Below are 26,894 nucleotides of genomic sequence, written 5' to 3' on the forward strand. Positions count from 1 at the left end.
GCACCTTCTCCAGGACGGGAGCCTGACCGGTGGCCTCGAGGTCGGCGTAGTACGCGCGGGCCTCGTTCTGTGTGACAGCGACCTGGTGGAGCTGGGGGGAATCGAACCCCCGTCCAACGCTGAGTCTCCACGCCTTCTCCGGGCGCAGTCTGTGGAAGCGTTCTGCTCGGCTCCGACCTTTGTCACAGACACCTAAGTCGACGAGCCCAGCCTGGGAAGAGTCCCACGTGACGTCCAGACGCCGTCACGCAGCAAGATTCCTAGATGACGCCAGGATCCGTATCGGAATCACATACGGTCTGACGGACTATCGGGCTCGCTTAGGCAGCGAGGGCGAAGTCGTTGCGCTTGGTTTCGGCAACTATTGTTTTGCAGAGAGCGTTTACGAGATAACTCTGCATCCTCGGCCCGCTTCTCGTGGATTCACAGGCGCTGTCGAAACCGATCAGCCCCGTGGTCCTTCTCTCGAAGGAGCCGCTGTCACGCTGTGGAATTGTCAGCCTCGGACGACGAGCGCCCGAGCATCACAGACTACAACGTCTGCGCCGCCGCCGCCATTCCCGCCGCCGTGCCCGTCGCGTAGAGTCGCCCCATGAGCGATGTGACAGTCACCGTCCGCGGCGAACACGAAGCCCGCCTGGCGCCGGAACGGGCGACCATCCGCGTCTCGGTGCGCGCCGAGGGTCCGGAGCGGGCGACCGTCGTCGACCACGTCATGCGCCTGGCTGAGCCGGTCCGCAGCAGCATCGTGGGACGCGTGGACGCCGGCTCCGCCCTCGACTGGAGTAGCACGCGGCTCTCCGTGCGCGCCGAGCGCCCCTGGAACGCCGATGGCAAGCGGCTCGCCCCGGTGTACTACGCGAGCATCGACCTGACCGCGACGTTCGCGGAGGCCTCGGAGCTCTCGCTCTGGATCTCCGACGTATCCGCCTGGGACGGTCTCGAGATCGGCGGGGTCGACTGGCACCTCACTCCCGAGACCCGCGTCCGCGTGGAGCGCGAGGTCGCCGCGCAGGCAGTCGGAGTCGCGGTGACGCGAGCAGAGGCGTACGCCACCGCGCTCGGCCTCGCCGAGGTGACGCCCCTGGAGATCGCCGACACCGGCCTGCTGTCCTCGGCGCCGGCGTCCGGCGCTCCGCTGGGGAAAGCACGCGGGGCCGTCGCCTTCGCGGCCGACGCCGCTCCCGCCATGGAGTACGAGCCGCAGGACATCGTCCTCACGGCGACCGTCGAGGCACGCTTCCTGGCTCGCTGAGCCTTGGTCGTCAGGCGCTGACGACGAAGTCCGCGAGGTCGGCGGCGAGCCGCTCGGACACGTGCGCGTGGACGGCGGTACCCGCCTCCCGATGCTCGACCGACAACAGCATCCCGGTCTCGTGGATCGCCGCGACGAGGTCGCCGCGATCATACGGGATCACGGCGTGGAGTTCCACGGCCGGCTTCGGCAGTGCCTCCTCGATCGCCGCGCGGAGCTCGACGATGCCTTCTCCGGAACGCGACGACACGAAGTGGGCCCGGGGCTCCAGGCCGCGCAGCACCAGCCGCTCGTCCTCCGGGATGAGGTCGGCCTTGTTGAAGACGACGATCTCAGGCATGTCGCGTACGCCGACATCGCCCATCACGTCACGCACCGTCTGCAGCTGGCCCGCCGGATCGGGGTGCGAGCCGTCGACCACGTGCAGCACGACGTCGGCGTCGCCGACCTCCTCCAGCGTGGAGCGGAAGGCTTCGACGAGCTGATGAGGCAGGTTGCGCACGAATCCGACCGTGTCGGTCAGCGTGTACACACGGCCGTCTTCGGTCTCCGACCGACGGACGGTCGCATCGAGGGTCGCGAACAGCGCATTCTCCACGAGCACGCCCGCGCTCGTCAGAGCGTTGAGCAGACTGGACTTGCCGGCGTTGGTATACCCGGCGATCGCGACGGAGGGGATGGTGTTCCGCTTGCGTTCGGCCCGCTTCGCCTCGCGTGCGGGCGCGAAGTCGCGGATCTGCCTGCGCAGGAGCGCCATCTTCGTCCGGATGCGTCGGCGGTCGAGCTCGATCTTGGTCTCACCGGGACCGCGCGAACCCATGCCCGCGCCACCGGCGCCGACCTGTCCACCGGCCTGTCGGCTCATCGACTCACCCCAACCGCGCAGGCGCGGCAGCAGGTACTCGAGCTGCGCGAGCTCGACCTGAGCCTTGCCCTCTCGACTCTTCGCGTGCTGACTGAAGATGTCGAGGATCACGGTGGTCCGGTCGATGACCTTGACTTTCACGACGTCTTCGAGCGCGCGTCGCTGGCTTGGGGCCAGCTCCGTGTCGGCGATGACGGTGTCAGCCCCCACGGCCGCGACGATGTCCTTCAGCTCCTGCGCTTTGCCGCGACCGAGATAGGTCGCGGCGTCCGGGTGCGGACGGCGCTGCAGGACGCCGTCGAGCACGACGGCGCCTGCCGTCTCCGCAAGTGCGGCGAGCTCGCGCAAGGAGTTCTCCGCGTCCTCCTGGGCACCCTGCGGGTACACGCCGACCAGCACCACGTTCTCGAGTCGCAGCTGCCGGTACTCGACCTCGGTGACGTCTTCGAGCTCTGTCGACAGACCGCCCACGCGCCGCAGCGCGTGCCGATCCTCGAGGTCCCACTGATCGCCGTCCGCCGTCGAGTGCGCGGCCGTGGCTTCGTCCTGGAGCGCCTGCGCTGCGCCGAACGTCCGCACCTCCGAGCGCTTCTCTGCGTTCGCCAGCACGCGGTCGACCGTCTGGTCGTCGGTGGAGGGTGTCTTCGTCTCCGTCATCCGTTCCTGTCTCTGGTTTCCTCGCGAGCCTTAACCTTAGCCCGCGCCGTCCGGTACGCTCACCGTATGGGGTCCGACCACTACTTCACTGCGGCCCCGGCTAGCCCCGAGAACCTGCGCAAGATCCGCGTATCCCTGGCAGGACGTGAGCTCGAAGTGACCACCGCGGGTGGTGTCTTCAGCCCTGATCGACTCGACGCCGGCACCGCAGTGCTTCTCGCCAACATGCCTCCCGTCCCACCCGGAGGTCATCTTCTCGACCTCGGCAGCGGGTGGGGTCCCATCTCCCTGTCGATGGCGCTGGCCTCGCCCCACGCGACCATCTGGGCGGTCGACGTGAACGAACGGGCTCTGGACCTCGTGCGACGCAACGCCGCAGCCCTCGGACTCACCAATGTCAACGCCGCACTGCCCGGAGATGTTCCCGCCGACGTGACCTTTCGCACGATCCGGTCCAACCCTCCGATCCGGGTCGGGAAGAACGAGCTGCACGGTCTGCTCGAGAAGTGGATCCCGAGACTCGACGAGCGCAGCGATGCCTGGCTCGTCGTCCAGCGGAACCTCGGCGCCGACTCCCTGCAGCGCTGGATCGCGGCGACCTTCCAGCCGGGCTACAGCGTCTTCCGGACGGCGACCGGCAAGGGCTACCGCATCCTCAAGGTGCGAAAGCACGGAACGCCCCCGACGGAGCCGATCGACGTCATCTGAGCGGCCCGCCCGTCGGCGCCTCAGGCGAGATCGACTTCGCCCTGATAGACGAGCTGCGCCGGTCCGGACAGCGCGACATGCTCCCCGTCTTCGGCGGGGAACATGCGGACGCCCAGTGTGCCGCCGGGAACCTCGACCTGCCAGTTGTCGGGGGCCTGGGCTCCGGCCCAGTAGCGCACAGCGAGAGCCGTGGCGGCGACGCCCGTTCCGCAGCTCAGCGTCTCTCCGACTCCGCGCTCGAACACACGCATCCGCACGTGCCCGATACCGTCGCGCACGAGGGGCTCACCGGGCACCACGAACTCGACGTTGGCTCCCGCGGGCGGAGCCGGCTCCAGCTCGGGCGTGCGGGTGAGTTCCAGCAGTCCGAGCTCCGCGTCCGAGGCCAGCGCCACCACGACGTGCGGGTTCCCGACATCGATGCCCAGTCCCGGACGGGTGACGGTCAGCCCGTCCGCGCGCACCAGCGGGTCGTCTCCCGACAGCTTCCACACGCCGAGGTCGACCTGATAGCCGCTCACGCTGCGTGTGACGTCACGGACGCCCGCTCTGGTGCCGATCGGAAGCGTGCTGCCCGGCTCGATCGCCGCGAGACCGGAGCGGACGAGGTAGTGGGCGAAGACGCGGATCCCGTTGCCGCACATCTCCGCGACGGAGCCGTCCGCGTTCCGGTAGTCCATGAACCACTCGGCATCCGGCTCCTCGGCCAGGGCCGCAACGCCCTCCGTGATCGCGGACGATCGCACGACGCGCAGCACGCCGTCAGCGCCGATCCCGAAATGCCGATCGCAGAGCACAGCCACCTGCTCGGCCGTCAACTCCAGCTGGCCGTCGGGGTCGGCGATGATGATGAAATCGTTGCCCGTACCGTGCCCCTTGGTGAATGCGACCATACGACCATCCTACGGAGCCGAAGGCCCCGCATCCGGCCGTGCGACGCGATAGCGCCCGCAGAGGAAGCTGCGGTTGCGCGCCACCTCGATCAGCTCGAGGTCGAGGCGCCGGGGAAGCAGCGGAGCCCCTGCACCAAGAGTGACCGGTGCGTACTGCACCCACACCTCATCCAGAAGCCCGGCGTCCGCGAACTGGCCCGCCACGTCTCCCCCGCCGACCACCCAGAGGTCTTTGCCGCCGGCCGCGTCGAGCATCGCCGCGTGCACGTCGCGGATGTCGGCGCTCGTCACCCGGATCGCGGCTGCCGCCGGCACCGCGAGATCACGATGCGAAAGCACCCACGTGGGCTGCGAGTAGGTCCAACGGCCTTCCTCATGGCGCATAACCCACTCGAAGGTCGACGCTCCCATCACGAGCGCGCCGATGTTCTTCTCAAAGGCCGGATACGCCATCGGACCTTCCATGTCGATGTCCTGGCTCAGCAGCCAGTCCAGCGAATGCTCGGTCGTGGCGATGTATCCGTCGAGACTGGACGCGGTGAAGTAGTGAGTGGCCATGCGCGCATCGTCGCACAGGCCGCCGACATCGGATCAGACGTCCAGCAGGTCGGCGATCGCGACCGGCGGCGTCAGCCACTCCAGCTCCGGGTACCGCTTGAACCACGACACCTGTCGACGTGCATAGCGTCGCGTGAGAGCCTGCGTCTCGGCGATCGCCTCTTCGGCAGTGAAGCGGCCGTCCAGCTGTGCGAGCGCCTGTGCGTATCCGATCGCCCGCGGGGCTGTCGTCCCCCGCTCCAGACCGTGTTCCCGCAGCCCGGCGACCTCGGCTACCAGGCCGTGCTCCCACATCCGACGCACGCGGGCATCGAGGCGGGCGACGAGCTCGGCGCGATCCACGTGCAGGCCGATCAGCCGCGTGTGCGGGTACCAGAGCGTGGGTGTCTCCGGCAGTGCCGCTCCGTGCGTCGCACTCCCCTGCTCGACGACTTCGAGGGCGCGGACCACGCGTCGACCGTTGCGTGGGTCCACGCGCGCCGCGGCCTCCGGATCGCGCACACGCAGCCGCTGGAGCAATGACTCGACACCATCTCGATCCAGTTCCTGCTCCAGACGCTCGCGGATGGCGGGGTCCCGAGGCGGAAAGTGAAAATCGTAGACGACGCTCGAGACGTAGAGTCCGGATCCGCCGACGAGGATCGCGTCGCCGCCTGCCGCGTGGATTCGCTGCACAGCCTCTCGTGCAAGAGGCTGATACCAGGCCACGGCGGCGTCCTGCGTCACCTCTCGCGCGTCGAAGAGGTGGTGCGGAATGCCGCGACGTTCGGCGACCGGCAGCTTGGCCGTGCCGATGTCCATGCCGCGGTAGAGCTGCATGGCATCGGCATTGACGATCTCCGCCGGGTTGCCGCGGCGCCGGAGCTCCTCCGCGAGATCGAGTGCCAGGTCGCTCTTTCCCGTGCCGGTCGCGCCGACGACGACCCAGAGCCGAGGTGCGGTCACACCCCGACGCGGAGAGTCGGAAGGCCGAGGGAGACGGCGCGCGGAGCGCCGTCGCTCGGTGCCGGCACGGCGCACGACTCGGCCTGTCCCCGATCCCAGGCGTCGCCACCACGCGTGCGGCGGATGCGGAGCGGGGCACCCGTCGGGTCGTCGGCGAGGAGGTGGAACGGCGCGGCGTGCGTCACCGTCACCGTGACGACATCGCCCGGGCGCGGCAGCTCGGACCCGGGAGTGACCTCGAAGTGCACGAGGCGGTTGTCCTGCGCCCGCCCGGTCAGGCGACGCGTCTCCGTGTCCTTCTTGCCTTCGCCCGTGGACACGAGAACCTCGACCTCCCGGCCGACCTGCTTCTGGTTCTCCTCGAGCGAGATGCGCTCCTGGAGCGCGATCAGCCGGTCGTAGCGAGCCTGGACGACGTCCTTGGGCACCTGGTCCGGCATCGTGGCCGCAGGGGTGCCTTCGCGGATCGAGTACTGGAAGGTGAAGGCTCCGGAGAAGCGCGACTGCTCGACGACGCGCATCGTCTCCTCGAAGTCCTCCTCGGTCTCGCCGGGGAAGCCGACGATGATGTCGGTCGTGATGGCCGCGTGCGGGATGCGCTCACGGACGCGGTCCAGGATGCCCAGGAAGCGCTCGCTGCGGTAGGAGCGACGCATCGCCTTGAGGATCCGGTCGCTCCCCGACTGCAGCGGCATGTGGAGCTGCGGCATGACGGCGGGGGTCTCCGCCATCGCGTCGATCACGTCGTCCGTGAAGGCGGCGGGATGCGGGCTCGTGAAGCGGATGCGCTCGAGCCCCTCGATCTCGCCGGCGGCGCGGAGGAGCTTTCCGAACGCCTGACGATCCCCGAACTCCACCCCGTACGAGTTCACGTTCTGCCCGAGGAGCGTCACCTCGATGGCGCCGTCCTCCACCAGCAGACGGATCTCGTTAAGGATGTCGCCCGGGCGACGGTCCTTCTCCTTGCCCCGGAGGCTCGGGACGATGCAGAAGGTGCAGGTGTTGTTGCAGCCGACGGAGATCGACACCCAGCCGCTGTGCGCGGAGTCGCGCTTGGTGGGAAGCGTCGACGGGAAGACCTCGAGGGACTCGAGGATCTCGAGCTCGGCATCGCCGTTGTGGCGCGCGCGCTCCAGGAGACCGGGCAAGGACCCCATGTTGTGCGTGCCGAAGACCACGTCGACCCAGGGGGCCTTGTCGAGCACGGCCTGCTTGTCCATCTGTGCCAGGCAGCCGCCGACGGCGATCTGCATCCCGGCCTTGCGGCGCTTGACGGCGGCCAGGTGCCCGAGCGTCCCGTAGAGCTTCCCGGCGGCGTTGTCCCGGACGGCGCAGGTGTTGATGATCACCACGTCCGCCTCGGCTCCGGCCTCGGCGCGGATGTAGCCGGCGCTCTCCAGGGACCCGGACAGACGCTCGGAGTCGTGGACGTTCATCTGGCAACCGAAGGTGCGCACTTCGTAGGATCGCCGGCGCCCGTCGTCGTCGACGGCCGCTGACGACGCGCTGATGATCGTCGGTACGCTGCGGGGGATAGTCATGATCCTCCCATTGTACGAGCGTCGCCGAGAGCCGACCGCGAGCGGACCGTCAGTCGGAATCCACGAACCGGACGCCGGAGACGCCCCCGCCGAACGAAGCTTCCCGCAGCGCCGTCTTCGCCGCGTTCATGGCGACCGATCCCCCGTACCCGCGGCGAGACAGCTGTCCGACCAATCGGCGAAGCGCCGCGTCCGGATCGAGACGTCCCATGGAGCGGGCCTTGGTCCGGGCGAACTCCAGCGCGCGTTCGGCGTCGTCATCGGGGAGCTCATCGAGAGCGGCGTCGATGACCTCACGGGGAATGCCCCGCTGCGACAGCGCTCGTGAGAGGGCGACCCGGCCCTGACCCTTGCGTTCGACACCGGACGTGACGAGGAGCTCCGCGAGCACGGCGTCATCGAGGTAACCACGGCGTACGAAGTCATCGATCACGTCGTCGATGGCGTCCGTGGCGAGTCCGTGTCCCTTCAACACCAGCCGGGCCTCGGAGACCGACAGCGACCGCGTTCGCAGCTTCCGCACCAACGACTCCTCCGCCGTCGTTCGGATCTCCTCCGCCGACGCGCCGCTCTCTGTGTCCGCCCCCTCTTCCGTCGAGCGGGACACGCCGCCGACGGCGCGCAACGTGGTGGTCTTCCCGCCCCGGGAAGCGGCTCGCGCCGAGGCACCACGAGCGGGATGCCGGGCGCTGGGGGAACCGTCGTCAGCCGACGGTGTCCCTGTGGGCGCGGGCTCGTGCCACGTCGAGCGCCAGAGTCCCGCAGCGTCCGCCGGCGACCCGGACCGCACGGGTCGAGCGGACGACGAGTCGCCTGCCCCGCTATCAGCCGGACGCTCGGTGCGCGCAGCTCCGCCGAAGAGAGGGATGATGGGGGCGATCCGCTCGGAATCGCCCCCACGCTGATCACTCATCAGGCCGGGCGACGCTCGGCCAGCTCATCAGCACCCGGAGCCGCGGCCGGGCCGCCGATGCCGAGCTTCTGCTTGATCTGGCTCTCGATCGCCAGCGCGATGTCCGCGTTGTTGAGCAGGAACGTCCGCGCGTTCTCCTTGCCCTGACCCAGCTGATCGCCGTCGTAGGTGTACCACGATCCCGACTTCTTGACGATGCCGTGCTCGACGCCAAAGTCGATCAGGCTGCCCTCGCGGGAGATGCCGACGCCGTAGAGGATGTCGAACTCCGCCTGCTTGAACGGCGGGGCCATCTTGTTCTTGACGATCTTGACGCGGGTGCGGTTACCCACGGCGTCCGTGCCATCCTTGAGCGTCTCGATGCGGCGGATGTCCATACGCACGGAGGCGTAGAACTTCAGCGCCTTACCACCGGCAGTGGTCTCCGGGGAGCCGAAGAACACGCCGATCTTCTCGCGCAGCTGGTTGATGAAGATCATCGTCGTGTTCGTCTGGTTCAGACCACCGGTGAGCTTCCGCAGCGCCTGCGACATGAGGCGGGCCTGGAGACCAACGTGGGAGTCTCCCATCTCGCCCTCGATCTCCGCACGCGGCACCAGGGCCGCCACCGAGTCGACGACGATGAGGTCGATGGCACCGGAGCGCACGAGCATGTCGGCGATCTCGAGAGCCTGCTCACCCGTGTCGGGCTGCGAGACGAGAAGGGCGTCGATGTCGACGCCGAGCTTCGCGGCGTAGTCGGGGTCGAGCGCGTGCTCGGCATCGATGAACGCCGCGATACCGCCGGCTCGCTGGGCGTTGGCGATGGCATGCAGCGTCAGCGTCGTCTTACCGGAGGACTCCGGGCCGTAGATCTCGACGATGCGGCCACGCGGCAGACCTCCCACGCCGAGGGCGACGTCGAGGGCGATGGAGCCGGTGGGGATGACGGCCACAGGCGCCCGCTCATCGCTGCCCAGCCGCATGACCGAGCCCTTTCCGAACTGGCGGTCGATCTGAGCGAGAGCCGTCTCGAGGGACTTCTCGCGGTCGGCGGGTGATGGCATGGTGTGCTCCTTCTGCGCGTGTGCTGCCGCCTGTAGGCTGTCGCGGCTCTTCCGGCTGGAAGGAACTCTCCGACAAGGCGTATGGCTTTTCAGCTTGGCCCTCACGGTACGGCGGGCCTCCGACATTGCATCGAGGAGCCACGGATCGTGAGGATCAGAGCCTTCTGACCACTTGTGCAGAAGACTACGCCCGGTTCGAACAGATTTTCGACAACACGCCGGAGTAGGCGTGTCGAACATCCGCACACCGGGACACGCCCGTCACCGCCCGCGCGGCTCCAGACGCCCCACCCCGTGGCGCCGGGAATCGGGCACATCCATGTCGGCGCACAGCGCGAGCCAGATGTCCCGCGGGGGCACCCCGGCGTCGAGAGCTTCGAGCGCGGTGCGCCCACCCATCCCGGAGAGCACGAGGTCGTTCAGCAGAGAGGACGCCCGGGCTTTGAATTCGGCGTCCACGGCGCGCAGGAACTCACTGCGTCGCATGAAGAAGTTCTCCGGGAATCAGCGGAGCGAGAGCTCGGGTTCCACGGAAGCGACCAGGTCGTCCGGGACCACGTCGGGGAAGACCTGGATGCCTTCGAGGACCGAGATGCGGTCACCGACCTCACGCATGATGGTGGAGATGGGGACGTCGAGAGCTTCCGCCACCGAGGCGAGGATCTCGCTCGAGGCCTCCTTCTGTCCGCGCTCGACCTCACTGAGGTAACCGAGAGCGACGGACGCCTTGCTCGCGACTTGGCGGAGCGTCCGCCCCTTCTGCAGACGGAAGTCCCTCAGCACGTCGCCGATCTCCTGTCGTACAAGAATCATCGGAACCTCCTCCGCAGTTCATGAATCGAGGTCTCCCTCGAAGAGACGGCCAGTCTAGTCCTCCTGGCTTGCACAGAATCTACCCTTGCACTCTGTGGTTTAAATGTGAGCACATCCGTATCAACATGACGCGAGGGGTCGCTATTCCCGCAGCGCAGCGGCCAGCACATCGAGGACCGCCCCGACCGTCTGTGCTCGCACCGCGTCGCGGTCCCCCTCGAAGTGGAACGGTCGGGTCCGACTCGCCGTCGGGGTGACCACGCCGATGTGGACGGTGCCCACGGGTTGCCCATCCGGAGACTCCGGGCCCGCGATCCCCGTGGTGGACACTCCGACATCGGCGGGGAGACCATCCACCGCGACGGCCTCGCGCACTCCGGCTGCCATCTGCCGCGCGACCTCCGGGTGCACTGGCCCGTATCGCTCCAGCAGGTCGGTGTCGACGCCCAGCAGCGTGTGCTTGACGGGGGTGGCGTAGGCGACGACGCCGCCGAGGAGCACCGCGGAGGCGCCGGGCACCGCGACGAGCGCCGCGCACACCGCACCGCCAGTGAGCGACTCCGCGACACCGAGGGTCCAACCTCGCTCACGCAGAGCGTCCAGAGCCTCGGCCGGCGTCGTGCCGATCATCGGCTCTGACGGGTGCCGCGCACCTGCGCGACGATGTAGTCGATCCCGCTGACGACAGTGAGCACGAGCACGATGACCATGAGGACGGTCGTCACGACGGTCCACGGGCCGAGCCCGATGAACACGTGCAACGGCAGGAGCGCCCACCCGAGGGCGACGCCCTGGAACGCCGTCTTGATCTTGCCCATCCAGGCGGCCGCGACCACATGCTCGCTGGCGACGACCAGCCGATGGATGGTGATCCCCCACTCGCGGACGAGGATGATCACGACGATCCACCACGAGACCTCGCCCAGGATCGCGAGCCCCACGAATCCCGCACCGGTGAGGAGCTTGTCCGCGATCGGGTCCCAGAGCTTGCCGAAGTCGCTGACGATGTCGTAGCGACGTGCGAGATAGCCGTCGACCCAGTCGGTCGAGATGGCGACGATGAAGAGGACGGCGGCGATCCAGCGCACCGTGAGATCGGCGAGGCCGTACGTCCCCCCGACGAGCAGGAGGACGAAGAACACCACGGCGAGCGGGATGCGCGCCACCGTGATGGCGTTGGGGAGCTGCCGAGGGATCGCCATCAGTCGCGTCCCGTCAGGCCCCAGGCGTCTTCGTCGCCCTCCGCTTCGACGACTGGCAGGCCGTCGTACTGCGCCTCCAACGGATCACGTTCGGCAGGCGCCGCCGCGGCCGCAGGAGCCGACGGAACGTCTTCGCCGCGGAGCTTCGCCATGACCTGCGGCAACTGCTCCGGGGTCGCGAGCACATCGCGCGCCTTCGAGCCCTCCGAGGGGCCGACGACCTCGCGCGACTCGAGGAGATCCATCAGGCGTCCGGCTTTGGCGAAGCCGACCCGCAGCTTGCGCTGCAGCATCGACGTCGATCCGAACTGCGACGAGACGATGAGCTCGGCCGCCGCGAGCAGGAGCTCGAGGTCGTCGCCGATGTCCTCGTCGACCTCCTTCTTCTTCGCCGGCTCCATCGCCTCCTGGACGTCGGCACGGTACTCGGGGCGTGCCTGACGCGTGACGTGCTTGACGACCGCGTCGATCTCCTTCTCGTCGACCCATGCGCCCTGCAGACGGAACGGCTTCGACGAGCCCATGGGCGAGAAGAGCGCGTCGCCCTGACCGATGAGCTTGTCGGCGCCGGGGCTGTCGAGGATCACGCGGCTGTCGGTGACGCTCGTGACGGCGAAGGCGAGGCGGGACGGCACGTTCGCCTTGATGAGGCCGGTGACGACGTCGACGCTCGGGCGCTGCGTGGCGAGCACCAGGTGGATGCCGGAGGCGCGAGCGAGCTGCGTGATGCGGACGATCGAGTCCTCGACGTCGCGCGGGGCGACCATCATCAGGTCGGCGAGCTCGTCGACCACGACGAGGAGGTACGGGTACGGCTTGAGCACCCGTTCGCTGCCCGGGGGCACCTCCACCTCGCCCGCACGCACGGCCCGGTTGAAGTCGTCGATGTGGCGGAAGCCGAACGACGCGAGGTCGTCGTACCGCATGTCCATCTCCTTCACGACCCACTGCAGCGCCTCGGCCGCCTTCTTCGGGTTCGTGATGATGGGGGTGATCAGATGCGGAACACCCGCGTAGCTGGTCAGCTCGACGCGCTTCGGGTCGATGAGGACCATGCGCACGTCGGACGGGCGCGCCCGCATGAGGAGGCTCGTGATCATCGAGTTCACGAAGCTGGACTTACCGGAGCCGGTGGAACCGGCGACCAGGAGGTGCGGCATCTTCGCAAGGTTGGCGACGACGAAGTTGCCGCCGACGTCCTTGCCGACGCCGATCGTGAGCGGGTGCGTGCTCTTCTGCGCGGCTCCCGACCGCAGCACGTCACCCAGGGCGACCGTCTCGCGGTCGGTGTTCGGGATCTCGATGCCGATCGCGCTCTTGCCGGGGATCGGCGAGAGGATGCGCACGTCGTTGGAGGCGACCGCGTACGCGAAGTTGTTGCTGAGCTGGAGGATCTTCTCGACCTTGACGCCGTGGCCGACCTCGACCTCGTACTGCGTGACCGTCGGGCCGCGGGAGAAACCGGTGACCTTGGCGTCGACCTTGAACTGGTCGAGGACGCTCGTGATCTGCTCGACGATGCGGTCGTTCGCCTCGGACCGCGCGACCGAGGGCGGACCCTCGGACAGCACACCGGGCGACGGAAGGATGTACGGGGCCACCGGCGCCTGCGGGCCGCGGTCGCCGGGCCCCTCCGTGCCGAAGCCGTCCAGTCCGGGGAGCTCCGGCATCTCGCCGGTGTCGGACTCGTCGTCCAGAAGCGCGGTCGTCTGCTGCTCCGCGAGCGTGTCCGTCACGGAGCGGACGTCGCTGAGCACCTCGGTCGCCGCGTCATAGGGGTTCGCCACCGTGACGGCCTGGTCGTACGCGGGGGTGGCCTCGGTCGTGGACAGCAGCGCGGTGATGTCGTCCGAGGCGAGGGTCCCCTCGTCGGGGTCTTCCTCGCGGCCGGTCTTGTTGCGCCGCCACCAGGGCAGCACGTCCGGGTCGTCGACCTTGTCGGCCTCGTCGACCGCGGCCGAGGAGTCCTTCGCCGGCTTCTCCGGGCGCTCGGCGTCGAACATCCACGCGTAGAGGTCTCCCAGGCGCGCACCGATGCGGTTCGGCGGGGTCTTCGTGAGGATGAGGATGCTGAGGGCGGCGAGCAGCCCGAGGATGATGTAGGCCGGGATGTCGGTCAGGTACGTCAGGGGCTGCCCCACGAGCCATCCGAGCAGACCACCCGACTCGCTCAGCGCGGGCATGCCCTGGTTCGGGTGGGGACGAGGGCCGGCGACGTGGAAGATGCCCGCCAGAGCGAGCACGAACATCCCGAAGCCGATCCCGATGCGCCCGTTGTCGTGCACGGACGACGGGTGCCGGAACAGCCATCCCGCCAGGAAGAGCAGCAGCACCGGCATGATGAAGGCCACCCGACCGACGAAGAGCCCCACCGAGTAGGCGCTGATGTTCGCCGCGACCTCGTTGCCGATGAAGAACCACTCGTTGACGGCACCGAGCGCCGCCAGGATCACCAGCAGGAACGGGAAGCCGTCCCTGCGGTCGTCCTTCTGCAGCGTCTCGGGCCCGAAGGCCCGGAAGAGTCCGCCGACGCCGTGCGCGAGCCCGTTCCAGGCGCGCGCGGCGACGGGCGGCTTGTCCGCCTCGTCGATGTACTTCTTCGGAGCGGGCTGCGCCTTCGGAGCCGCCTGCCGCTTGGGGCGCGACGGGGCGCTCGTCGAGGCGCGCTCGGTCTTGGTGCTGCTCCTGGCCATGCCTCCACGGTACGACCCGAGACCGACATCTCCGCGTCACCACGCGGAACTCGACGATCACGGCGCGCGCGGGCACGCCGTGATCCGACGGTCAGGCCTCGATGACGAGAGGGACGATCATCGGACGACGGCGCAGCTTCTGGTTCACCCAGCGGCCGATCGTGCGACGCACCACCTGCGACAGCGCGTGCGTGTCGCGCACGCCGGTGCCGGACGCCTCCTTCAGGGCGGCGACGATCTTCGGGGCGACGTCGTCGAAGACCGCGTCGTCCTCGGCGACACCGCGCGCATGGATCTCCGGACCGGAGATGATGCGCCCGGTGGCGGCGTCCACCACGACAATGACCGAGATGAACCCCTCCTCGCCCAGGATGCGGCGGTCCTTGAGGTCGGCGTCGGTGATCTCGCCGACGGTCGAGCCGTCGACGTAGACGAACCCGAGGTCGAGCTGCCCGGCCACCCGCGCGACTCCGTCCTTCAGGTCGATCACAGTGCCGTTGGAGGCGATGATCGTGTTCTGCTCGGGGATCCCGGTGTCCTGGGCGAGCTTGGCGTTGGCGATCAGGTGCCGGTACTCCCCGTGGACAGGGAGGACGTTCTTCGGCTTGAGGATGTTGTAGCAGTAGAGCAGCTCGCCGGCCGCGGCGTGCCCGGACACGTGCACGCGTGCGTTGGCCTTGTGCACGACGTTCGCGCCCAGCTTGGTGAGTCCGTCGATGACGCGGTAGACGGCGTTCTCGTTGCCCGGGATGAGGCTCGACGCCAGGATGACGGTGTCGCCCTCGCTCACCTCGATGGCGTGGTCCATGTTGGCCATGCGGCTCAGCACGGCCATCGGCTCCCCCTGCGAGCCGGTCGACATGTAGACGATCTGCTCGTCCGGGAGGTCGCGCGCCTTCTTGAAGTCGATCAGCACACCCGCCGGCACCTTGAGGTAGCCGAGCTGCTCCGCGATCGTCATGTTGCGGACCATGCTGCGGCCGAGGAACGCGACCCGACGTCCGTGCGCGTGCGCGGCGTCGATCACCTGCTGCACGCGGTGCACGTGGCTGGAGAAGCTCGCGACGATCACCCGGCGCGGAGCCTTGCCGATGACCTGGTCGAGGACAGGGCCGATGGAGCGCTCCGTGGGCGTGAAGCCGGGGACGTCGGCGTTGGTGGAGTCGACGAGGAAGAGGTCGACCCCCTCCTCCCCCAGGCGCGAGAAGGCGCGCAGATCGGTGATGCGGCCGTCCAGGGGCAGCTGGTCCATCTTGAAGTCGCCGGTGGCGAGGGCCATGCCCGCGGGGGTGCGGATCGCGACGGCCAGCGCGTCGGGGATGGAGTGGTTCACCGCGACGAACTCGAGGTCGAACGGTCCGACCTTCTCCTGCTGCCCTTCCTTCACCGTCAGGGTGAAGGCCTTGATGCGGTGCTCCTTCAGCTTCGCCTCGACGAGGGCGAGCGTGAGTCCGGAGCCGATCAGCGGGATGTCGCTCTTCAGCCGCAGCAGGTACGGAACGGCCCCGATGTGGTCTTCGTGCCCGTGCGTCAGCACCACGCCCACGATGTCGTCGAGACGATCACGGATCGGCTCGAAGTCGGGGAGGATCAGGTCGACGCCCGGCTGGTGCTCCTCCGGGAAGAGCACCCCGCAGTCCACGATCAGGATCTTGCCCGCGTACTCGAACACGGTCATGTTGCGACCGATTTCCCCCAGGCCGCCGATCGGGATGACCCGGAGCGTCCCTTCGTCGAGAGCGGACGGTTCGGCCAGGGGAATGGACATGCTGTCTCCTCAGTCGGACACTCCACGCGTCCGTTCGTTCATGGTGACGCGGCTCAGCGCGTCGTGCCGTGCACCTTCGGCAGGGCGCCGCCCGCGGCCGCGTTGCGGTCGGGCCGGAAGTTCGAGAAGTCCGCCCCCGGCACGCCGCTGACGAGATCGAGCTCGTCCTCGATGAGGGCGGCCTCCCACTCCTCCGGGCCGACAAGGGGAAGGCGGACACGCGGACTGGAGATACGGCCCAGCCCGTGCAGGATGTACTTCGCGGCGACCGTTCCGGGGACGTGCGTCATGACGGCCCGGACCAGCGGCTCCAGTCGCTTGTGCTCGGCCGTCGCGGTGGCGAGGTCGCCCCGGTTCACCGCATCGATGATGGTCCGGTACGGAGCAGCGGCGACGTTCGCCGTCACGCCGATGAGGCCGGTCGCCCCGATCGACAGGTGCGGCAGCACGTTCGCGTCGTCACCGGAGAAGTACATGAGATCGGTCTGGTTGAGCACACGGCTTACCTCGGAGAAGTCGCCCTTGGCATCCTTCACCGCGAGGATGTTCGGGTGCTTCGCGAGCCGGAGGATCGTCTCGTACTTGATCGGGACCCCGGTCCGCCCGGGGATGTCGTACAGGATGACCGGCAGGTCGGTGGCGTCGGCGACGAGCCGGAAGTGCGTGAGGATGCCCGCCTGCGTCGGCTTGTTGTAGTACGGCGTGACGATCATGATGCCGTCGGCGCCGGCCTTCTCGCTGGCCTTGTACAGCTCGATGGCGTGCGCGGTCTCGTTCGAACCGCCGCCGGTGATGATCTTCGCGCGGCCTGCGGAGACGGACTTGCCGACCTCGACGAGCTTGAGCTTCTCCGGGTCCGTCAGGGTCGAGGTCTCGCCGGTCGTTCCCGTCACGACGATGCCGTCCGCGCCTGCGGTGATCACGTCATCGATGTGCTTCTCGACGGCGGGCCAGTCGACTTCGCCGTCGGCCGTCATCGGAGTGACGAGCGCGACGAGAACCTGTCCGAAGGGGTTGCCCGAGTGCGTCATGCGTCCAGCGTATCGGGTCGGATGCCGCTGCCGCGGACGCGTCCGCGTCCTCCTCTCCCGTCGGCCATAGGCTCACACCATGGGTTGGATCACGCACGCCTCACGCACGACCTACGAGAACGCCTGGATCCGCGTCCGTGAGGACGACGTCACCGGGCCGGGCGGCCCGGGCGTCTACGGCGTGATGACGGTCAAGAACCCCGCGGTCTTCGTCGTCGCGATGGACGCCGACGACCGGGTCTGCCTGGTGACCGTCGACCGCTACACGGTGGGACCGTCCGTCGAGGTCCCCGCCGGCGGTACCGACGGCGAGGACCCGCGTGCCGCCGCGGAACGGGAGCTCCGGGAGGAGTCCGGGTACCGTGCGCACCGGTGGGAGCACCTCGGCAGCACGCACGCACTCGACGGCATCGCGGAGGCCACGGAGCACGTCTTCCTGGCACGGGAGATCGAGCGCATCGACGACGCGGTCGACAGCCGCGCGGAGGAGGGCATCGACACCGTCGAGTGGGTCGCGTTCGGGGAGGTCCTCCGGATGATCGCCGACGGTCGGATCACCGACGGGGAGACGATCGCCGCGATCGCTCTCGCCGGGATCCGTCTCGGGCGATTCCGCTGACCGGAAGCGTCAGACCCGGCCGCGACGGGCTATAGCCGCAGTGAAGGATCGGGGCAGCACCTTCGTCACGGCGACGACGGCCTTGTAACGCAGCGAGGGGATGGACACGGACTTCCCGCCCGCGGCGTCGCGGAGCCCTTCGCGCACGACGTCGCGGGCATCGAGCCACAGGACCGGCGGCACGCCCTCCTCGCCGACTGCGAGACCCATCCGCTCGTGGAAGGAGGTGTGTGTGAAACCGGGGCAGAGCGCCGTGACGCTCACGCCGTCCGGACCGTAGGCCGTGTTCGCCCATCGACTGAAATCGATGAGCCAGGCCTTGCACGCCGAGTACGTCGACCGCGAGATGAACCCGGCCACCGACGCGACGTTGATGATCCTGCCTCCCCGCCCCCGCATGGTCTGCAGGGCTGCGTGCATCAGGCGCATGGAGGCCTCGACGTGCACGCGCAGGTGCCGCACCTCGTCTTCGATGTCGTTGTCGGCGAACTGCAACGGCAACCCGAACCCGGCGTTGTTCACGAGCAGGTCGATCGGGTCGTCCCGATCGCGGAGCCGAGCCGCGACGCGCTCGACGCCGGCCTCCTCGGACAGATCGGCCGGGAGAACCTCGACAGCCACTCCCCACTCGCCGCGCAGCTCCATCGCGAGAGCCGACAGCGATTCCTCCGAGCGGGCAACGAGAACGAGATCGGCGCGCCGACGAGCCAGCTGACGGGCGAACTCGGCGCCCAGCCCGGCGCTGGCTCCGGTGATCAGTGCGGTGGGCATCAGCGCTCGTACCTCAGGAAGCGATACCGGATACCGGTGCGGGAGGTCTGCCACTCCCCCTCATCCACCACGCGCCATCCGGTCTTCGGCGGAGCGAAGGTGTCGCCGTCGACCTCGAGGTCGAGCTCGGTGACCTCGAGGCGGTCGGCATCGGCGATCACCTGGCGGAAGATCTCCGCGCCGCCGATGATCCACACCTTCTCACGACCGCGGACGGCCTCGGACACCGTGGCCGCACGGCGGGCGCCCTCCGCCGTCCAGTCCTGCTGGCGGGTCACGACGATGTTGTCGCGACCGGGCAGGGGGCGGAACCGCTCCGGCAGCGAGTCCCAGGTCTTGCGCCCCATGACGACCGGAGCACCCTGCGTGGTCTCCTTGAAGTGCGCCAGATCCTCCGGCACGTACCAGGGCATGCCGCCCTCGGCGCCGATCACGCCGCCAGCGGCCTCGGCCCAGATGAGCCCGACCCAGGTCATACCGCCACCGCCGCCCTGATCGGTGCGTGGTGCTGGTAGTCCTCGACGACGAAGTCCTCGAACCGGTAGTCGAAGATCGATTCCGGCTTCCGTGCGAACCGCAGCGTCGGGTACGGATAAGCATCTCGCGTCAGCTGCTCACGCACCTGCTCGACGTGGTTGTCGTAGACGTGGCAGTCCCCGCCGGTCCAGACGAAGTCGCCGGGCTCCAGCCCCACCTGCTGCGCGATCATCATCGTCAGCAGCGCGTAGGAGGCGATATTGAAGGGGACGCCGAGGAACATGTCCGCGCTGCGCTGGTAGAGCTGGCAGGAGAGCTTTCCGTCAGCGACATAGAACTGGAAGAGCGCGTGACACGGCGCGAGGGCCATATCGGGGATGTCTGCGGGGTTCCAGGCGGAGACGAGCAGGCGCCGCGAGTCGGGTGAGCGCCGGATCTGCTCGATGACCTCGGTCAGCTGATCGATGCTGCCGCCGTCGGGTGTCGGCCAGGAGCGCCACTGGACGCCGTACACCGGGCCGAGGTCGCCGTCCTCGTCCGCCCACTCGTCCCAGATCGAGACGCCGTTCTCCTGCAGCCAGCGGACATTGGAGTCGCCCCGCAGGAACCACAGCAGCTCGTACGCGATGGACTTGAAATGGACGCGCTTCGTGGTGATGAGGGGGAACCCCTGCGCGAGGTCGAAGCGGATCTGGCGCCCGAACACGCTGGTGGTCCCCGTCCCGGTGCGATCGCTCTTGTGCGTGCCCGTCTCGAGCACATCGCGGAGCAGGTCTTCGTACGGAGTCGGGACAGCGGCGCTCATGGTTGTCAGGATACCCGCCCCGCTCCCGTCGGAGGCGGTGACCGTGACGCGATCCGCGCGTCACGTACTGAAACATCGCGACGCTTCCACAGCCGCGGCTCTAGCCTCGAGGGATGTCCCCCGCGCTCGCTTTCGCCGCCCTGGCAGCGCTTCTGGTGCTCGCCACCGTGGTCGGTCTCGTGCTCCGCGGGAGAGAGGGCCGCCGCCGCGACGGCGGCGACCTGCGGTTCGATCCGGCCGACGCGGAGGGCGCGGCACTGGGTGCCACCGCGACGCTCGTGCAGTTCAGCACGGAGACCTGCGCCCGCTGCCCCCAGGTGCGTCGTCTTCTGGGCTCCTATGCGTCCGGGGACGGCGGCCTCGCCCACATCGAGATCGATCTCACCCATCGCCCGGATCTGTCGGCGCGCTACCGTGTGCTGCAGACGCCCACCACCTTCGTGCTCGATGCCACCGGGCGCGTCAAGGTCCGCTTCGCGGGCATACCCGCTCGCGAGAGCCTGACCCTCGCCCTCGCCGCCGTCTGAGACCCCGTCTGGAGCAGATGATGACCCCTCCCCCCGGAATCGATCCACGCGGGCCCCGCTTCGCCGCCGGGATCACCGCACTCCTGCTCGCCGTCGCGACGTTCCTGGCCCTCATCGGGATCTCCACCGCGCGGACCACCGATCGCTGGTTCGCGCTCACGGCGTCGTCGGAGTTCGCGTTCGTCGGAGGAGGCGGCTGGGCGGTCTCCTCCGCAGGGCCCGTCGCGCGCGTGCTCGACCCGGGCTTCCTCCTCGCCACGCTGATCGCGCTCCTGTTCCTCTGGGGTGTGGTCTCCCCGGCCACCGCGCCGTGGGGCGTCCTCTACCGCCGCCTCGTCCGTCCGCGCCTCGCGCCGCCCGCCGAGCTGGAGGATTCGCGCCCCCCGCGGTTCGCCCAGGGCGTGGGTCTCGTCGTCGTGGAATTCGGCCTCCTGCTCCACCTCGCCGGGGTGCCGTGGGCCCTTCCGATCGCCACCGCCGCCGCGTTCCTCGCCGCCTTCCTCAACGCCGTGTTCGGACTGTGCCTCGGGTGCCAGCTCTACCTCCTGCTGCAGCGCGTCGGGCTCACCGGCCGACCGCGCCGCGCCGCCTGACGCCGGTTCCCGAAGACCCGCTCGCTCGGTAGGCTGACGAGCAAGCGACGCCGCTCCCCCGGCGGCGTCAGAACCGGAGGAACCATGCCCGTCACCAGTGAAGCCGCCGCCACCTGGACCGGATCGCTCACGGAGGGTTCCGGCACGGTCGCCTTCTCCTCCTCGCATCTGGGGACGTTCCCGATCGACTGGAAGTCCCGCAGCGAGGGCAGCGAGACGACCACGACGCCGGAGGAGCTCATCGCCGCGGCCCATGCCTCCTGCTTCAGCATGGCGCTCTCGCACGCACTCGCAGAGAACGGCACGCCCCCGGAGCGCGTCGACACCAGCGCCTCGGTCACCTTCAAGCCGGGGGTCGGCATCACCGGCAGCCACCTCAACGTCAACGCCTCGGTGCCGGGTCTGACCGCCGAGAAGTTCCAGGAGATCGCCGAGGGGGCGAAGACCGGATGCCCGGTGTCCCAGGCGCTCGCGGGCATCGAGATCACGCTCGAGGCGACGCTCGCTTGAGCCGCGTGGACGTCAGGCGCGGGAGAGGCTGATCGCCTGTCTGATGCTCGCCCTGGCGTCCTTGCGGCGTCCGGCCGCGTCCTGCACGACGCCGAGGCGATAGCGCGCCCTCCAGTCGGTGGGTGCCGCCTCCGCCTCCGCCGTGTACCGCGCGACGAGCGCGTCCGCATCCTTGCGGGCGAGGCGCCCGCTGGGCGTCAGCTCGGTCTCGACCGGCGGCATGCCACCCTCGGCGTCGAGCAGCCGGCCCAGGCGGTCGGCGCCGAACCCGAAGAGCATCTCGCGAACCAGCGCCCACCCGCCCACGGGTGCGAGCACGAGGAGCGTGATGCCCATCCCGATGGAGACGGGCGTCCCCACGGCCAGGAACATGACGGCCAGCCAGCCCGCCACGACGAGGTAGAGGAGGAGGGCCGCGGCCATCAGCCCGACCCCGATCCGCGACATCACGAGCGGATGCCGATGTCGAGCATGTTCTCCAGGCCGACCACGACGCCGGTGGCGGTGGCCGCATAGGGCACGGCAAGACGGATCCCCGGCGCGTACGCCAGGGCCGGGTCGGTGGTGTCATGCGTGAAGGTCAGCGACTCCCCCGGACCGGACAGGATGACCTCCTGCTTGGCGATCACCCCGGGGCGGCGGAGCGAGTGGATGGGCACGCTGCCGACCTGCTGCCCTCGGGCGCGCTGATCCGCATGCGGCGCACTCACCGGGCCCTGGGTCGCACGCGCGGCGGCGATGAGCTCCGCCGTGCGGACGGCTGTCCCGCTGGGCGAGTCGACCTTCGTCTCCCGGTGTGCCTCGACGATCTCCGCCGAACCGAAGTAGGGCGCGGCGGCCGCCGCGAGTGCCGAGCCGAGAACGGAGCCGAGGGAGAAGTTCGGGATGAACACCGCACCGGTGTCGGCAGATTCGACGAGCGGCCGGACGAGAGCGATCCGCTCCGCCGACCAGCCGGAGGTGGCGACGAGGATGTTGAGCCCGTGTTCCACGGCCGTGCGTACCACGTCGATGCTGACCTGCGGCGTGGAGGCGTCGATCACGAGGTCGGCCCCCGCGAGCTCCGACAGGTCGCTCGCCGACGTCAGCACCCGGCTCACCTCGTAACCCTCGAGCTCCTCGATCACCGCAGCGATGATCGTCCCGAGCTTTCCGGTCCCTCCGACGAGGGCTACCTTCGTGGTCATGCGTCCAGTCTATTTCCGGGCGTCGGCCGGCGGTCGCGGCGCGCGGAGGCGTCGATCAGACCAGCAGCGCGTCCGGGATGCCCGTCCGCAGCTCCATCGGAAGATGGCCGGTGTCGTTGTGGGTGAGCAGGGTCCAGGGCCGTCCCTGCTTCTGCGCGATCACCGTCAACCCGCAGTGCGACTGGTTCAGGGTCATCCAGCGCCAGTCCGGTGCGGCGAGGACCTCGCGCACGAACCACGAGATCACGAAGTTGTGGGTGATGAGCACCTCGTGCACGTCGCCGGTCTTCCGCACGAGGAACTCGTTGACGGCATCCGACATCTGCGCGCGGCCCGCCTCGATCTCCGCCTCGGTCACGGAGCCGAAGAAGGGCTCGAACACCGCGGGCGTCTCCTCCGTCATCCCCGTCGGCACGCAGTCGAACAGCAGGGCGGACGGCTCCGGATCCACGGACGGGAGTCGGCCGGCGATGGCCCGCGCCGTCTCCGCCGCGCGAAGAAGCGGCGAATGCCACACGGCGTCGAGCGGGAGGCCGGACAGGCGGTCCGCGATGAGCTCCGCCTGCCGCTGGCCGCGCGGCGACAGGGGTCCGTCGGCGAGGCCGTGCTCGGCATCCTGATGTTCACCGTGTCTGACCAGATAAATGTAGTGCGTCACAACTCGCTCGCTCGCCTCGTCGCCAGCATCCGCCGGTCTTCCTCTTCCACCCTATGTCACGGGTGATGCGAGCTCAGGCGCCCGCGCGGGTGAGGTCGGCGACCTGCACCCGGGACAGCGTGACACCGGCGCCCTGCATGAGCTCGTCGACGTGGTCGGTCGCGAACGTGTTCACGATCGGCGCGGCGACCGTGCGCTGCGCGAGCAACCAGGCGATGGACACGGCCGCCACGGGGACGGCCAGTTCGGCAGCCACCTGATCCAGCGCACGCAGCACCTTGGTCCCGCGGCGGTTGAGGTGACCCCGCAGCTGCTCGCCGCGGACGCCGCGCGACGCGACCGCCTTCGTCCGGTGACGGCCGGACAGGAACCCGTGCTCCAGAGCGTGGGACGGCGTCACGGCGAGGTTCTGCGCGCCCGCGACGAGCCGCAGGTCGCCCTCGAACGGCTGCCGACGGACGAGGTTATACGGCGTGTCGATCACCGTGATGCGCGGATATCCCGCCGACGCGAGGATGCGCGCCTCGACGAGCCTCTCCGGAGTGAAGCCGTACGCGCCGAGCGCGCCGATCTTGCCCGCCTCGACGAGCCACTCGACCGTGGCCAGCGTGTCCTCCAGGTTGGTGGTCGCATCGAGCGTGGCGTCCAGATAGAGCACGTCGATGCGATCGACGCCGAGCCTCGTGAGCGACCCCTCGACGGCGCGGACGAGGTTGACCGATCCCAGACCGGGGTTGTCGGCGTGCGCTCCGATACGCACGCTCAGAACGACGCGCTCGCGCTGGTCGCGAGACCGCAGCCACTGTCCGAGGATGTGCTCGCTGCGCCCGCCGGAGAATCCGTCGGCGGTGTGGATGGCGTTGCCGCCGAACTCCACGTAGCGGTCCAGGATGCCGTGGCTGGTCTCGAGATCGACGTTCCACCCGAACTCCGCCGCACCGAGCATGAGCGGGAACGTCTCGTATCCGGTCTCGCCGAGGGCGGCGCGGATGGACTCCCCGACCCCGGGACCGACGATCGGGATGGGGGCGGAGGGATGGTCCTCATGCTCCTGCGGGGCGCGTTCAGCAGGTGTTCCTGCGCCTACGCTGAACAACCGCATACTCTCACCCCCGCCGCGATCGGCCGGAGCCGATCGACATCACTGCTTCGCTGGCACCCCCCGGTGCGTACTTCGAGGGTATGCGACGTGCGCGAACGTCCCGACCAATCCGGGGAACGGCGCGCAAACTTCCCATAACGTTTCGATCACGGCACAGACGACGGAACCCGGGCCCTCCTGACGGAGGAGCCCGGGTTCCGTGTCATCCGTGACTTACTCGGCGGCGTCCTCGGCCGGAGCCTCGTCCGCAGCGGGCGCGTCGTCGAGCACGGGCTCGAGCGACAGCTTGCCGCGGTCGTCGATCTTCGTGATCTTCACGAGGATCTTCTGGCCGACGGAGAGCACGTCCTCGACGTTCTCCACACGCTTGCCACCGGCGAGCTTGCGCACCTCGGTGACGTGCAGGAGCCCGTCCTTGCCCGGGAGCAGCGAGATGAAGGCGCCGAAGGTGGCGATCTTCACGACGGTGCCGAGGAACTGCTCGCCGACCTCCGGGTTGGTCGGGTTGGCGATCGCGTTGACCTGGGCACGGGCTGCCTCGGCCGAGGGGCCGTCGGTCGCGCCGATGTAGACGGTGCCGTCCTCCTCGATGGAGATCTGCGCACCGGTCTCGTCCTGGATCGCGTTGATCGTCTTGCCCTTCGGCCCGATCAGCTCACCGATCTTGTCGACCGGGATCTGGACGCTGATGACGCGCGGCGCGGTGGGTGCCATCTCGTCGGGGGCGTCGATCGCGGCGTTCAGGACGTTGAGGATCGTCAGACGAGCATCCTTGGCCTGGGTCAGCGCGCCCGCGAGCACCGACGACGGGATGCCGTCGAGCTTCGTGTCGAGCTGGATGGCGGTGACGAACTCGCTCGTACCGGCGACCTTGAAGTCCATGTCACCGAGCGCGTCCTCCGCACCCAGGATGTCGGTCAGCGCCGCGTAGCGGGTCTCCCCGTTGACCTCGTCGGAGACGAGACCCATCGCGATGCCGGCGACGGGAGCGCGCAGCGGCACACCCGCGTTCAGCAGCGACAGGGTCGACGCGCAGACGGAGCCCATCGAGGTGGAGCCGTTGGAGCTGAGCGCCTCGGACACCTGACGGATCGCGTAGGGGAATTCCTCGCGGCTCGGCAGCACCGGCACCAGAGCGCGCTCGGCGAGGAAGCCGTGCCCGATCTCGCGACGCTTCGGCGACCCCACACGGCCGGTCTCACCGGTCGAGTAGGGCGGGAAGTTGTAGTGGTGCATATAGCGCTTGCTGGTCGTGGGCGACAGCGAGTCGATCTGCTGCTCCATCTTGAGCATGTTCAGCGTGGTGACACCCATGATCTGGGTCTCACCGCGCTGGAAGATCGCGGAGCCGTGCACGCGCGGGATGACCTGCACCTCGGCGTCGAGCGGACGGATGTCCGCCAGCCCACGGCCGTCGATGCGGGTGCCCTCGGTGAGGATGCGACCGCGGACGATCTTCTTCGTGACGGACTTGTACGCCGCGGAGAACTCCAGCGGGGCCGCGGCCGGGAGCGAACCCGCCTCGGTGGCCTCGATGAGCTCGGCCTTGACGCGGTCCTTGATCGCGTCGTCGGCGTTCTGGCGCTCGGTCTTGTCGGCGATCTGGTAGACGTCGCTCAGCTCGGCGAACGCGCGCTCGGAGACGAAGTCGTAGACCTCGTCGCTGTACGCGGGGAAGACCGGGTAGACACCCGGCTCCTTCGACGCGGTGGCGGCGAGCTCGGCCTGCGCCTTGACGAGCTGGGCGATGAACGGCTTCGAGGCCTCGAGGCCCTGGGCCACGATGGTCTCGTCGGGCTTGGTGGCACCGGCCTTGATCAGGTTCCAACTGCCCTCGGTCGCTTCGGCCTCGACCATCATGATCGCGACGTCTTCGGAGCCGTCGGCCTTGGTGACCACGCGACCGGCGACGATCAGGTCGAACACGGCCTCGGAGACCTGCTCGGCGGTCGGGAACGCGACCCACTGGTCCTCGTGCTGACCGTGGCCGGGGATGAACGCGAGGCGCACACCGGCGACGGGGCCCGAGAACGGCAGGCCCGAGATCTGGGTCGACGCGGACGCGGCGTTGATCGCGAGGGCGTCGTAGAACTCGCCCGGGGCGATCGAGAGGACCGTGATGACGATCTGGACCTCGTTGCGCAGGCCGTCGACGAACGACGGACGCAGCGGACGGTCGATCAGACGGCAGACCAGGATCGCCTCGGTCGAGGGACGACCCTCACGACGGAAGAACGAGCCGGGGATCTTGCCGGCGGCGTAGGAGCGCTCCTCGACGTCGACCGTCAGCGGGAAGAAGTCGAAGCCCTCACGCGGGTGCTTGCCCGCGCTCGTGGCCGACAGGAGCATGGTCTCGCCGTCCAGGTAGGCGGCGACGGCGCCCTGAGCCTGCTGCGCGAGGCGGCCGGTCTCGAAGCGGATGGTGCGGGTGCCGAAGCGGCCGTTGTCGAGAACGGCCTCGGTGGCGGTGATTTCAGGACCTTCCAAGAGGTCTCTCCTTCTTTGTTTAGACTCGCGAATCCGTGTGACGCGCGAGCGTGTTCAAAGGAGCGGAACGGAAGGGTTCGGGCGCGCGGGCATTCCCGCGAATCTCGCCTGCGCTGGCCACCAGTAGAAAGCCACCCGACATGCGCCGAGGAACCCACCACAGGGGACCAGCTTCTCCGCCGATCGCTCCATGAGTCGATGTGAAATTGTCGGGTGACCGGAGTCACCCTCGACCACACTACCAGCGTGTCCGTCAAGACCCGAGGGTTA

The 26,894-nt window shown here is 68.9% G+C and carries 28 protein-coding genes and 1 other RNA gene; 6 read left to right on the forward strand and 23 right to left on the reverse strand.

From position 1 onward, the window contains the following. Positions 1-83 precede the first annotated feature (83 nt). Positions 84-453, reverse strand: a transfer-messenger RNA (tmRNA) gene (gene ssrA, locus DW296_RS10025). Between the two features lie 139 nt (positions 454-592). Here ssrA and DW296_RS10030 point away from each other — a divergent pair. Then, a complete protein-coding gene (locus tag DW296_RS10030; RefSeq protein ID WP_136052114.1) occupies positions 593-1,255 on the forward strand; it encodes an SIMPL domain-containing protein in 663 nt (220 codons plus the stop codon). Between the two features lie 10 nt (positions 1,256-1,265). Here DW296_RS10030 and hflX read toward each other — a convergent pair whose 3' ends face one another. Further along, positions 1,266-2,777 (reverse strand): GTPase HflX, encoded by a 1,512-nt coding sequence (gene hflX / locus DW296_RS10035; RefSeq protein WP_136052115.1) that lies wholly within the window; start codon positions 2,775-2,777, stop codon positions 1,266-1,268. A 66-nt stretch (positions 2,778-2,843) separates the two neighbouring features. Here hflX and DW296_RS10040 point away from each other — a divergent pair, with 66 nt between their 5' ends. Continuing rightward, complete coding sequence (locus DW296_RS10040; RefSeq protein ID WP_136052116.1) at positions 2,844-3,485, forward strand: class I SAM-dependent methyltransferase; 642 nt, start codon at positions 2,844-2,846, stop codon at positions 3,483-3,485. A gap of 20 nt (positions 3,486-3,505) precedes the next feature. On the opposite strand, the gene dapF is transcribed toward DW296_RS10040, so the two are convergent. The 13 genes from dapF to dapA form a co-directional block, all read right to left on the reverse strand. Beyond that, on the reverse strand, positions 3,506-4,378 hold the full coding sequence (dapF, locus tag DW296_RS10045) for a diaminopimelate epimerase (RefSeq protein WP_136052117.1): 873 nt from the start codon (positions 4,376-4,378) through the stop codon (positions 3,506-3,508). Positions 4,379-4,387: 9 nt separating this feature from the next. Continuing rightward, complete coding sequence (locus DW296_RS10050; protein ID WP_136052118.1) at positions 4,388-4,936, reverse strand: dihydrofolate reductase family protein; 549 nt, start codon at positions 4,934-4,936, stop codon at positions 4,388-4,390. Between the two features lie 33 nt (positions 4,937-4,969). Beyond that, positions 4,970-5,881 carry a tRNA (adenosine(37)-N6)-dimethylallyltransferase MiaA gene (gene miaA, locus DW296_RS10055; protein ID WP_136052119.1) on the reverse strand — a complete coding sequence of 304 codons (912 nt, stop codon included), beginning with the start codon at positions 5,879-5,881 and terminating at the stop codon, positions 4,970-4,972. Next, positions 5,878-7,422, reverse strand: a complete 1,545-nt coding sequence (miaB, locus tag DW296_RS10060) for a tRNA (N6-isopentenyl adenosine(37)-C2)-methylthiotransferase MiaB (protein WP_136052120.1) — start codon at positions 7,420-7,422, stop codon at positions 5,878-5,880. Before miaB ends, miaA begins: the two co-directional genes overlap by 4 nt. Before the next feature lie 49 nt (positions 7,423-7,471). Next, complete coding sequence (locus DW296_RS16655; protein WP_240743059.1) at positions 7,472-7,945, reverse strand: regulatory protein RecX; 474 nt, start codon at positions 7,943-7,945, stop codon at positions 7,472-7,474. A 389-nt stretch (positions 7,946-8,334) separates the two neighbouring features. Further along, complete coding sequence (gene recA / locus DW296_RS10070; RefSeq protein WP_025103229.1) at positions 8,335-9,381, reverse strand: recombinase RecA; 1,047 nt, start codon at positions 9,379-9,381, stop codon at positions 8,335-8,337. Positions 9,382-9,642: 261 nt separating this feature from the next. Further along, on the reverse strand, positions 9,643-9,867 hold the full coding sequence (locus tag DW296_RS10075) for a DUF3046 domain-containing protein (protein WP_136052122.1): 225 nt from the start codon (positions 9,865-9,867) through the stop codon (positions 9,643-9,645). Positions 9,868-9,885: 18 nt separating this feature from the next. Continuing rightward, entirely contained in the window at positions 9,886-10,194 is a 309-nt protein-coding gene (locus DW296_RS10080; RefSeq protein ID WP_025103227.1) for a helix-turn-helix domain-containing protein, read from the reverse strand. A 141-nt stretch (positions 10,195-10,335) separates the two neighbouring features. Further along, positions 10,336-10,824 carry a CinA family protein gene (locus DW296_RS10085; RefSeq protein ID WP_136052123.1) on the reverse strand — a complete coding sequence of 163 codons (489 nt, stop codon included), beginning with the start codon at positions 10,822-10,824 and terminating at the stop codon, positions 10,336-10,338. Next, positions 10,821-11,396 (reverse strand): CDP-diacylglycerol--glycerol-3-phosphate 3-phosphatidyltransferase, encoded by a 576-nt coding sequence (pgsA, locus tag DW296_RS10090; RefSeq protein WP_136052124.1) that lies wholly within the window; start codon positions 11,394-11,396, stop codon positions 10,821-10,823. The genes DW296_RS10085 and pgsA overlap by 4 nt, the downstream gene beginning before the upstream one ends. Continuing rightward, positions 11,396-14,089 (reverse strand): FtsK/SpoIIIE family DNA translocase, encoded by a 2,694-nt coding sequence (locus DW296_RS10095; RefSeq protein WP_136052125.1) that lies wholly within the window; start codon positions 14,087-14,089, stop codon positions 11,396-11,398. The genes pgsA and DW296_RS10095 overlap by 1 nt, the downstream gene beginning before the upstream one ends. Positions 14,090-14,180: 91 nt before the next feature. Then, positions 14,181-15,857: a ribonuclease J gene (locus DW296_RS10100; protein ID WP_136052126.1), complete on the reverse strand. Its 1,677-nt coding sequence runs from the start codon at positions 15,855-15,857 to the stop codon at positions 14,181-14,183. A 53-nt stretch (positions 15,858-15,910) separates the two neighbouring features. Next, positions 15,911-16,888 (reverse strand): 4-hydroxy-tetrahydrodipicolinate synthase, encoded by a 978-nt coding sequence (gene dapA / locus DW296_RS10105; protein ID WP_025103222.1) that lies wholly within the window; start codon positions 16,886-16,888, stop codon positions 15,911-15,913. Between the two features lie 79 nt (positions 16,889-16,967). On the opposite strand from dapA, the gene DW296_RS10110 reads away from it, so the two are divergent. After that, the gene (locus DW296_RS10110; RefSeq protein ID WP_136052127.1) at positions 16,968-17,507 is read left to right on the forward strand and encodes an NUDIX domain-containing protein; all 540 of its coding nucleotides are present in this window, start codon (positions 16,968-16,970) and stop codon (positions 17,505-17,507) included. Between the two features lie 9 nt (positions 17,508-17,516). Here DW296_RS10110 and DW296_RS10115 read toward each other — a convergent pair whose 3' ends face one another. Genes DW296_RS10115 through DW296_RS10125 form a run of 3 tightly spaced genes read right to left on the reverse strand, consistent with a single transcriptional unit; the run spans position 17,517 to position 19,560 of the window. After that, positions 17,517-18,278, reverse strand: coding sequence for an SDR family NAD(P)-dependent oxidoreductase (locus DW296_RS10115; RefSeq protein ID WP_136052128.1), 762 nt, complete (start codon positions 18,276-18,278; stop codon positions 17,517-17,519). Next, the gene (locus tag DW296_RS10120; RefSeq protein ID WP_136052129.1) at positions 18,278-18,754 is read right to left on the reverse strand and encodes a dihydrofolate reductase; all 477 of its coding nucleotides are present in this window, start codon (positions 18,752-18,754) and stop codon (positions 18,278-18,280) included. Before DW296_RS10120 ends, DW296_RS10115 begins: the two co-directional genes overlap by 1 nt. Next, the gene (locus DW296_RS10125; protein WP_136052130.1) at positions 18,751-19,560 is read right to left on the reverse strand and encodes a thymidylate synthase; all 810 of its coding nucleotides are present in this window, start codon (positions 19,558-19,560) and stop codon (positions 18,751-18,753) included. The genes DW296_RS10120 and DW296_RS10125 overlap by 4 nt, the downstream gene beginning before the upstream one ends. A gap of 113 nt (positions 19,561-19,673) precedes the next feature. Here DW296_RS10125 and DW296_RS10130 point away from each other — a divergent pair, with 113 nt between their 5' ends. From DW296_RS10130 to DW296_RS10140, 3 genes are all read left to right on the forward strand, one after another. Further along, complete coding sequence (locus DW296_RS10130; RefSeq protein WP_136052131.1) at positions 19,674-20,087, forward strand: thioredoxin family protein; 414 nt, start codon at positions 19,674-19,676, stop codon at positions 20,085-20,087. 20 nt (positions 20,088-20,107) lie between these two features. Further along, a complete protein-coding gene (locus DW296_RS10135) occupies positions 20,108-20,680 on the forward strand; it encodes a DUF4395 domain-containing protein (RefSeq protein WP_136052132.1) in 573 nt (190 codons plus the stop codon). An 84-nt stretch (positions 20,681-20,764) separates the two neighbouring features. Beyond that, positions 20,765-21,190 carry an OsmC family peroxiredoxin gene (locus tag DW296_RS10140; protein ID WP_136052133.1) on the forward strand — a complete coding sequence of 142 codons (426 nt, stop codon included), beginning with the start codon at positions 20,765-20,767 and terminating at the stop codon, positions 21,188-21,190. A 12-nt stretch (positions 21,191-21,202) separates the two neighbouring features. Here DW296_RS10140 and DW296_RS10145 read toward each other — a convergent pair whose 3' ends face one another. The 5 genes from DW296_RS10145 to DW296_RS10165 form a co-directional block, all read right to left on the reverse strand. Continuing rightward, entirely contained in the window at positions 21,203-21,637 is a 435-nt protein-coding gene (locus tag DW296_RS10145; RefSeq protein WP_136052134.1) for a hypothetical protein, read from the reverse strand. Continuing rightward, entirely contained in the window at positions 21,637-22,377 is a 741-nt protein-coding gene (dapB, locus tag DW296_RS10150) for a 4-hydroxy-tetrahydrodipicolinate reductase (RefSeq protein WP_136052135.1), read from the reverse strand. The genes DW296_RS10145 and dapB overlap by 1 nt, the downstream gene beginning before the upstream one ends. Positions 22,378-22,432: 55 nt before the next feature. After that, complete coding sequence (locus DW296_RS10155; RefSeq protein ID WP_025103212.1) at positions 22,433-23,035, reverse strand: histidine phosphatase family protein; 603 nt, start codon at positions 23,033-23,035, stop codon at positions 22,433-22,435. A gap of 73 nt (positions 23,036-23,108) precedes the next feature. After that, on the reverse strand, positions 23,109-24,137 hold the full coding sequence (locus DW296_RS10160; protein ID WP_136052136.1) for an aldo/keto reductase: 1,029 nt from the start codon (positions 24,135-24,137) through the stop codon (positions 23,109-23,111). 213 nt (positions 24,138-24,350) lie between these two features. Further along, positions 24,351-26,624, reverse strand: coding sequence for a polyribonucleotide nucleotidyltransferase (locus tag DW296_RS10165; RefSeq protein ID WP_060921087.1), 2,274 nt, complete (start codon positions 26,622-26,624; stop codon positions 24,351-24,353). Positions 26,625-26,894: the final 270 nt, after the last annotated feature.

The sequence above is a fragment of the Microbacterium sp. K36 genome (genome assembly GCF_004794355.1).
Classification (GTDB): Bacteria; Actinomycetota; Actinomycetes; order Actinomycetales; family Microbacteriaceae; genus Microbacterium; species Microbacterium paraoxydans_D.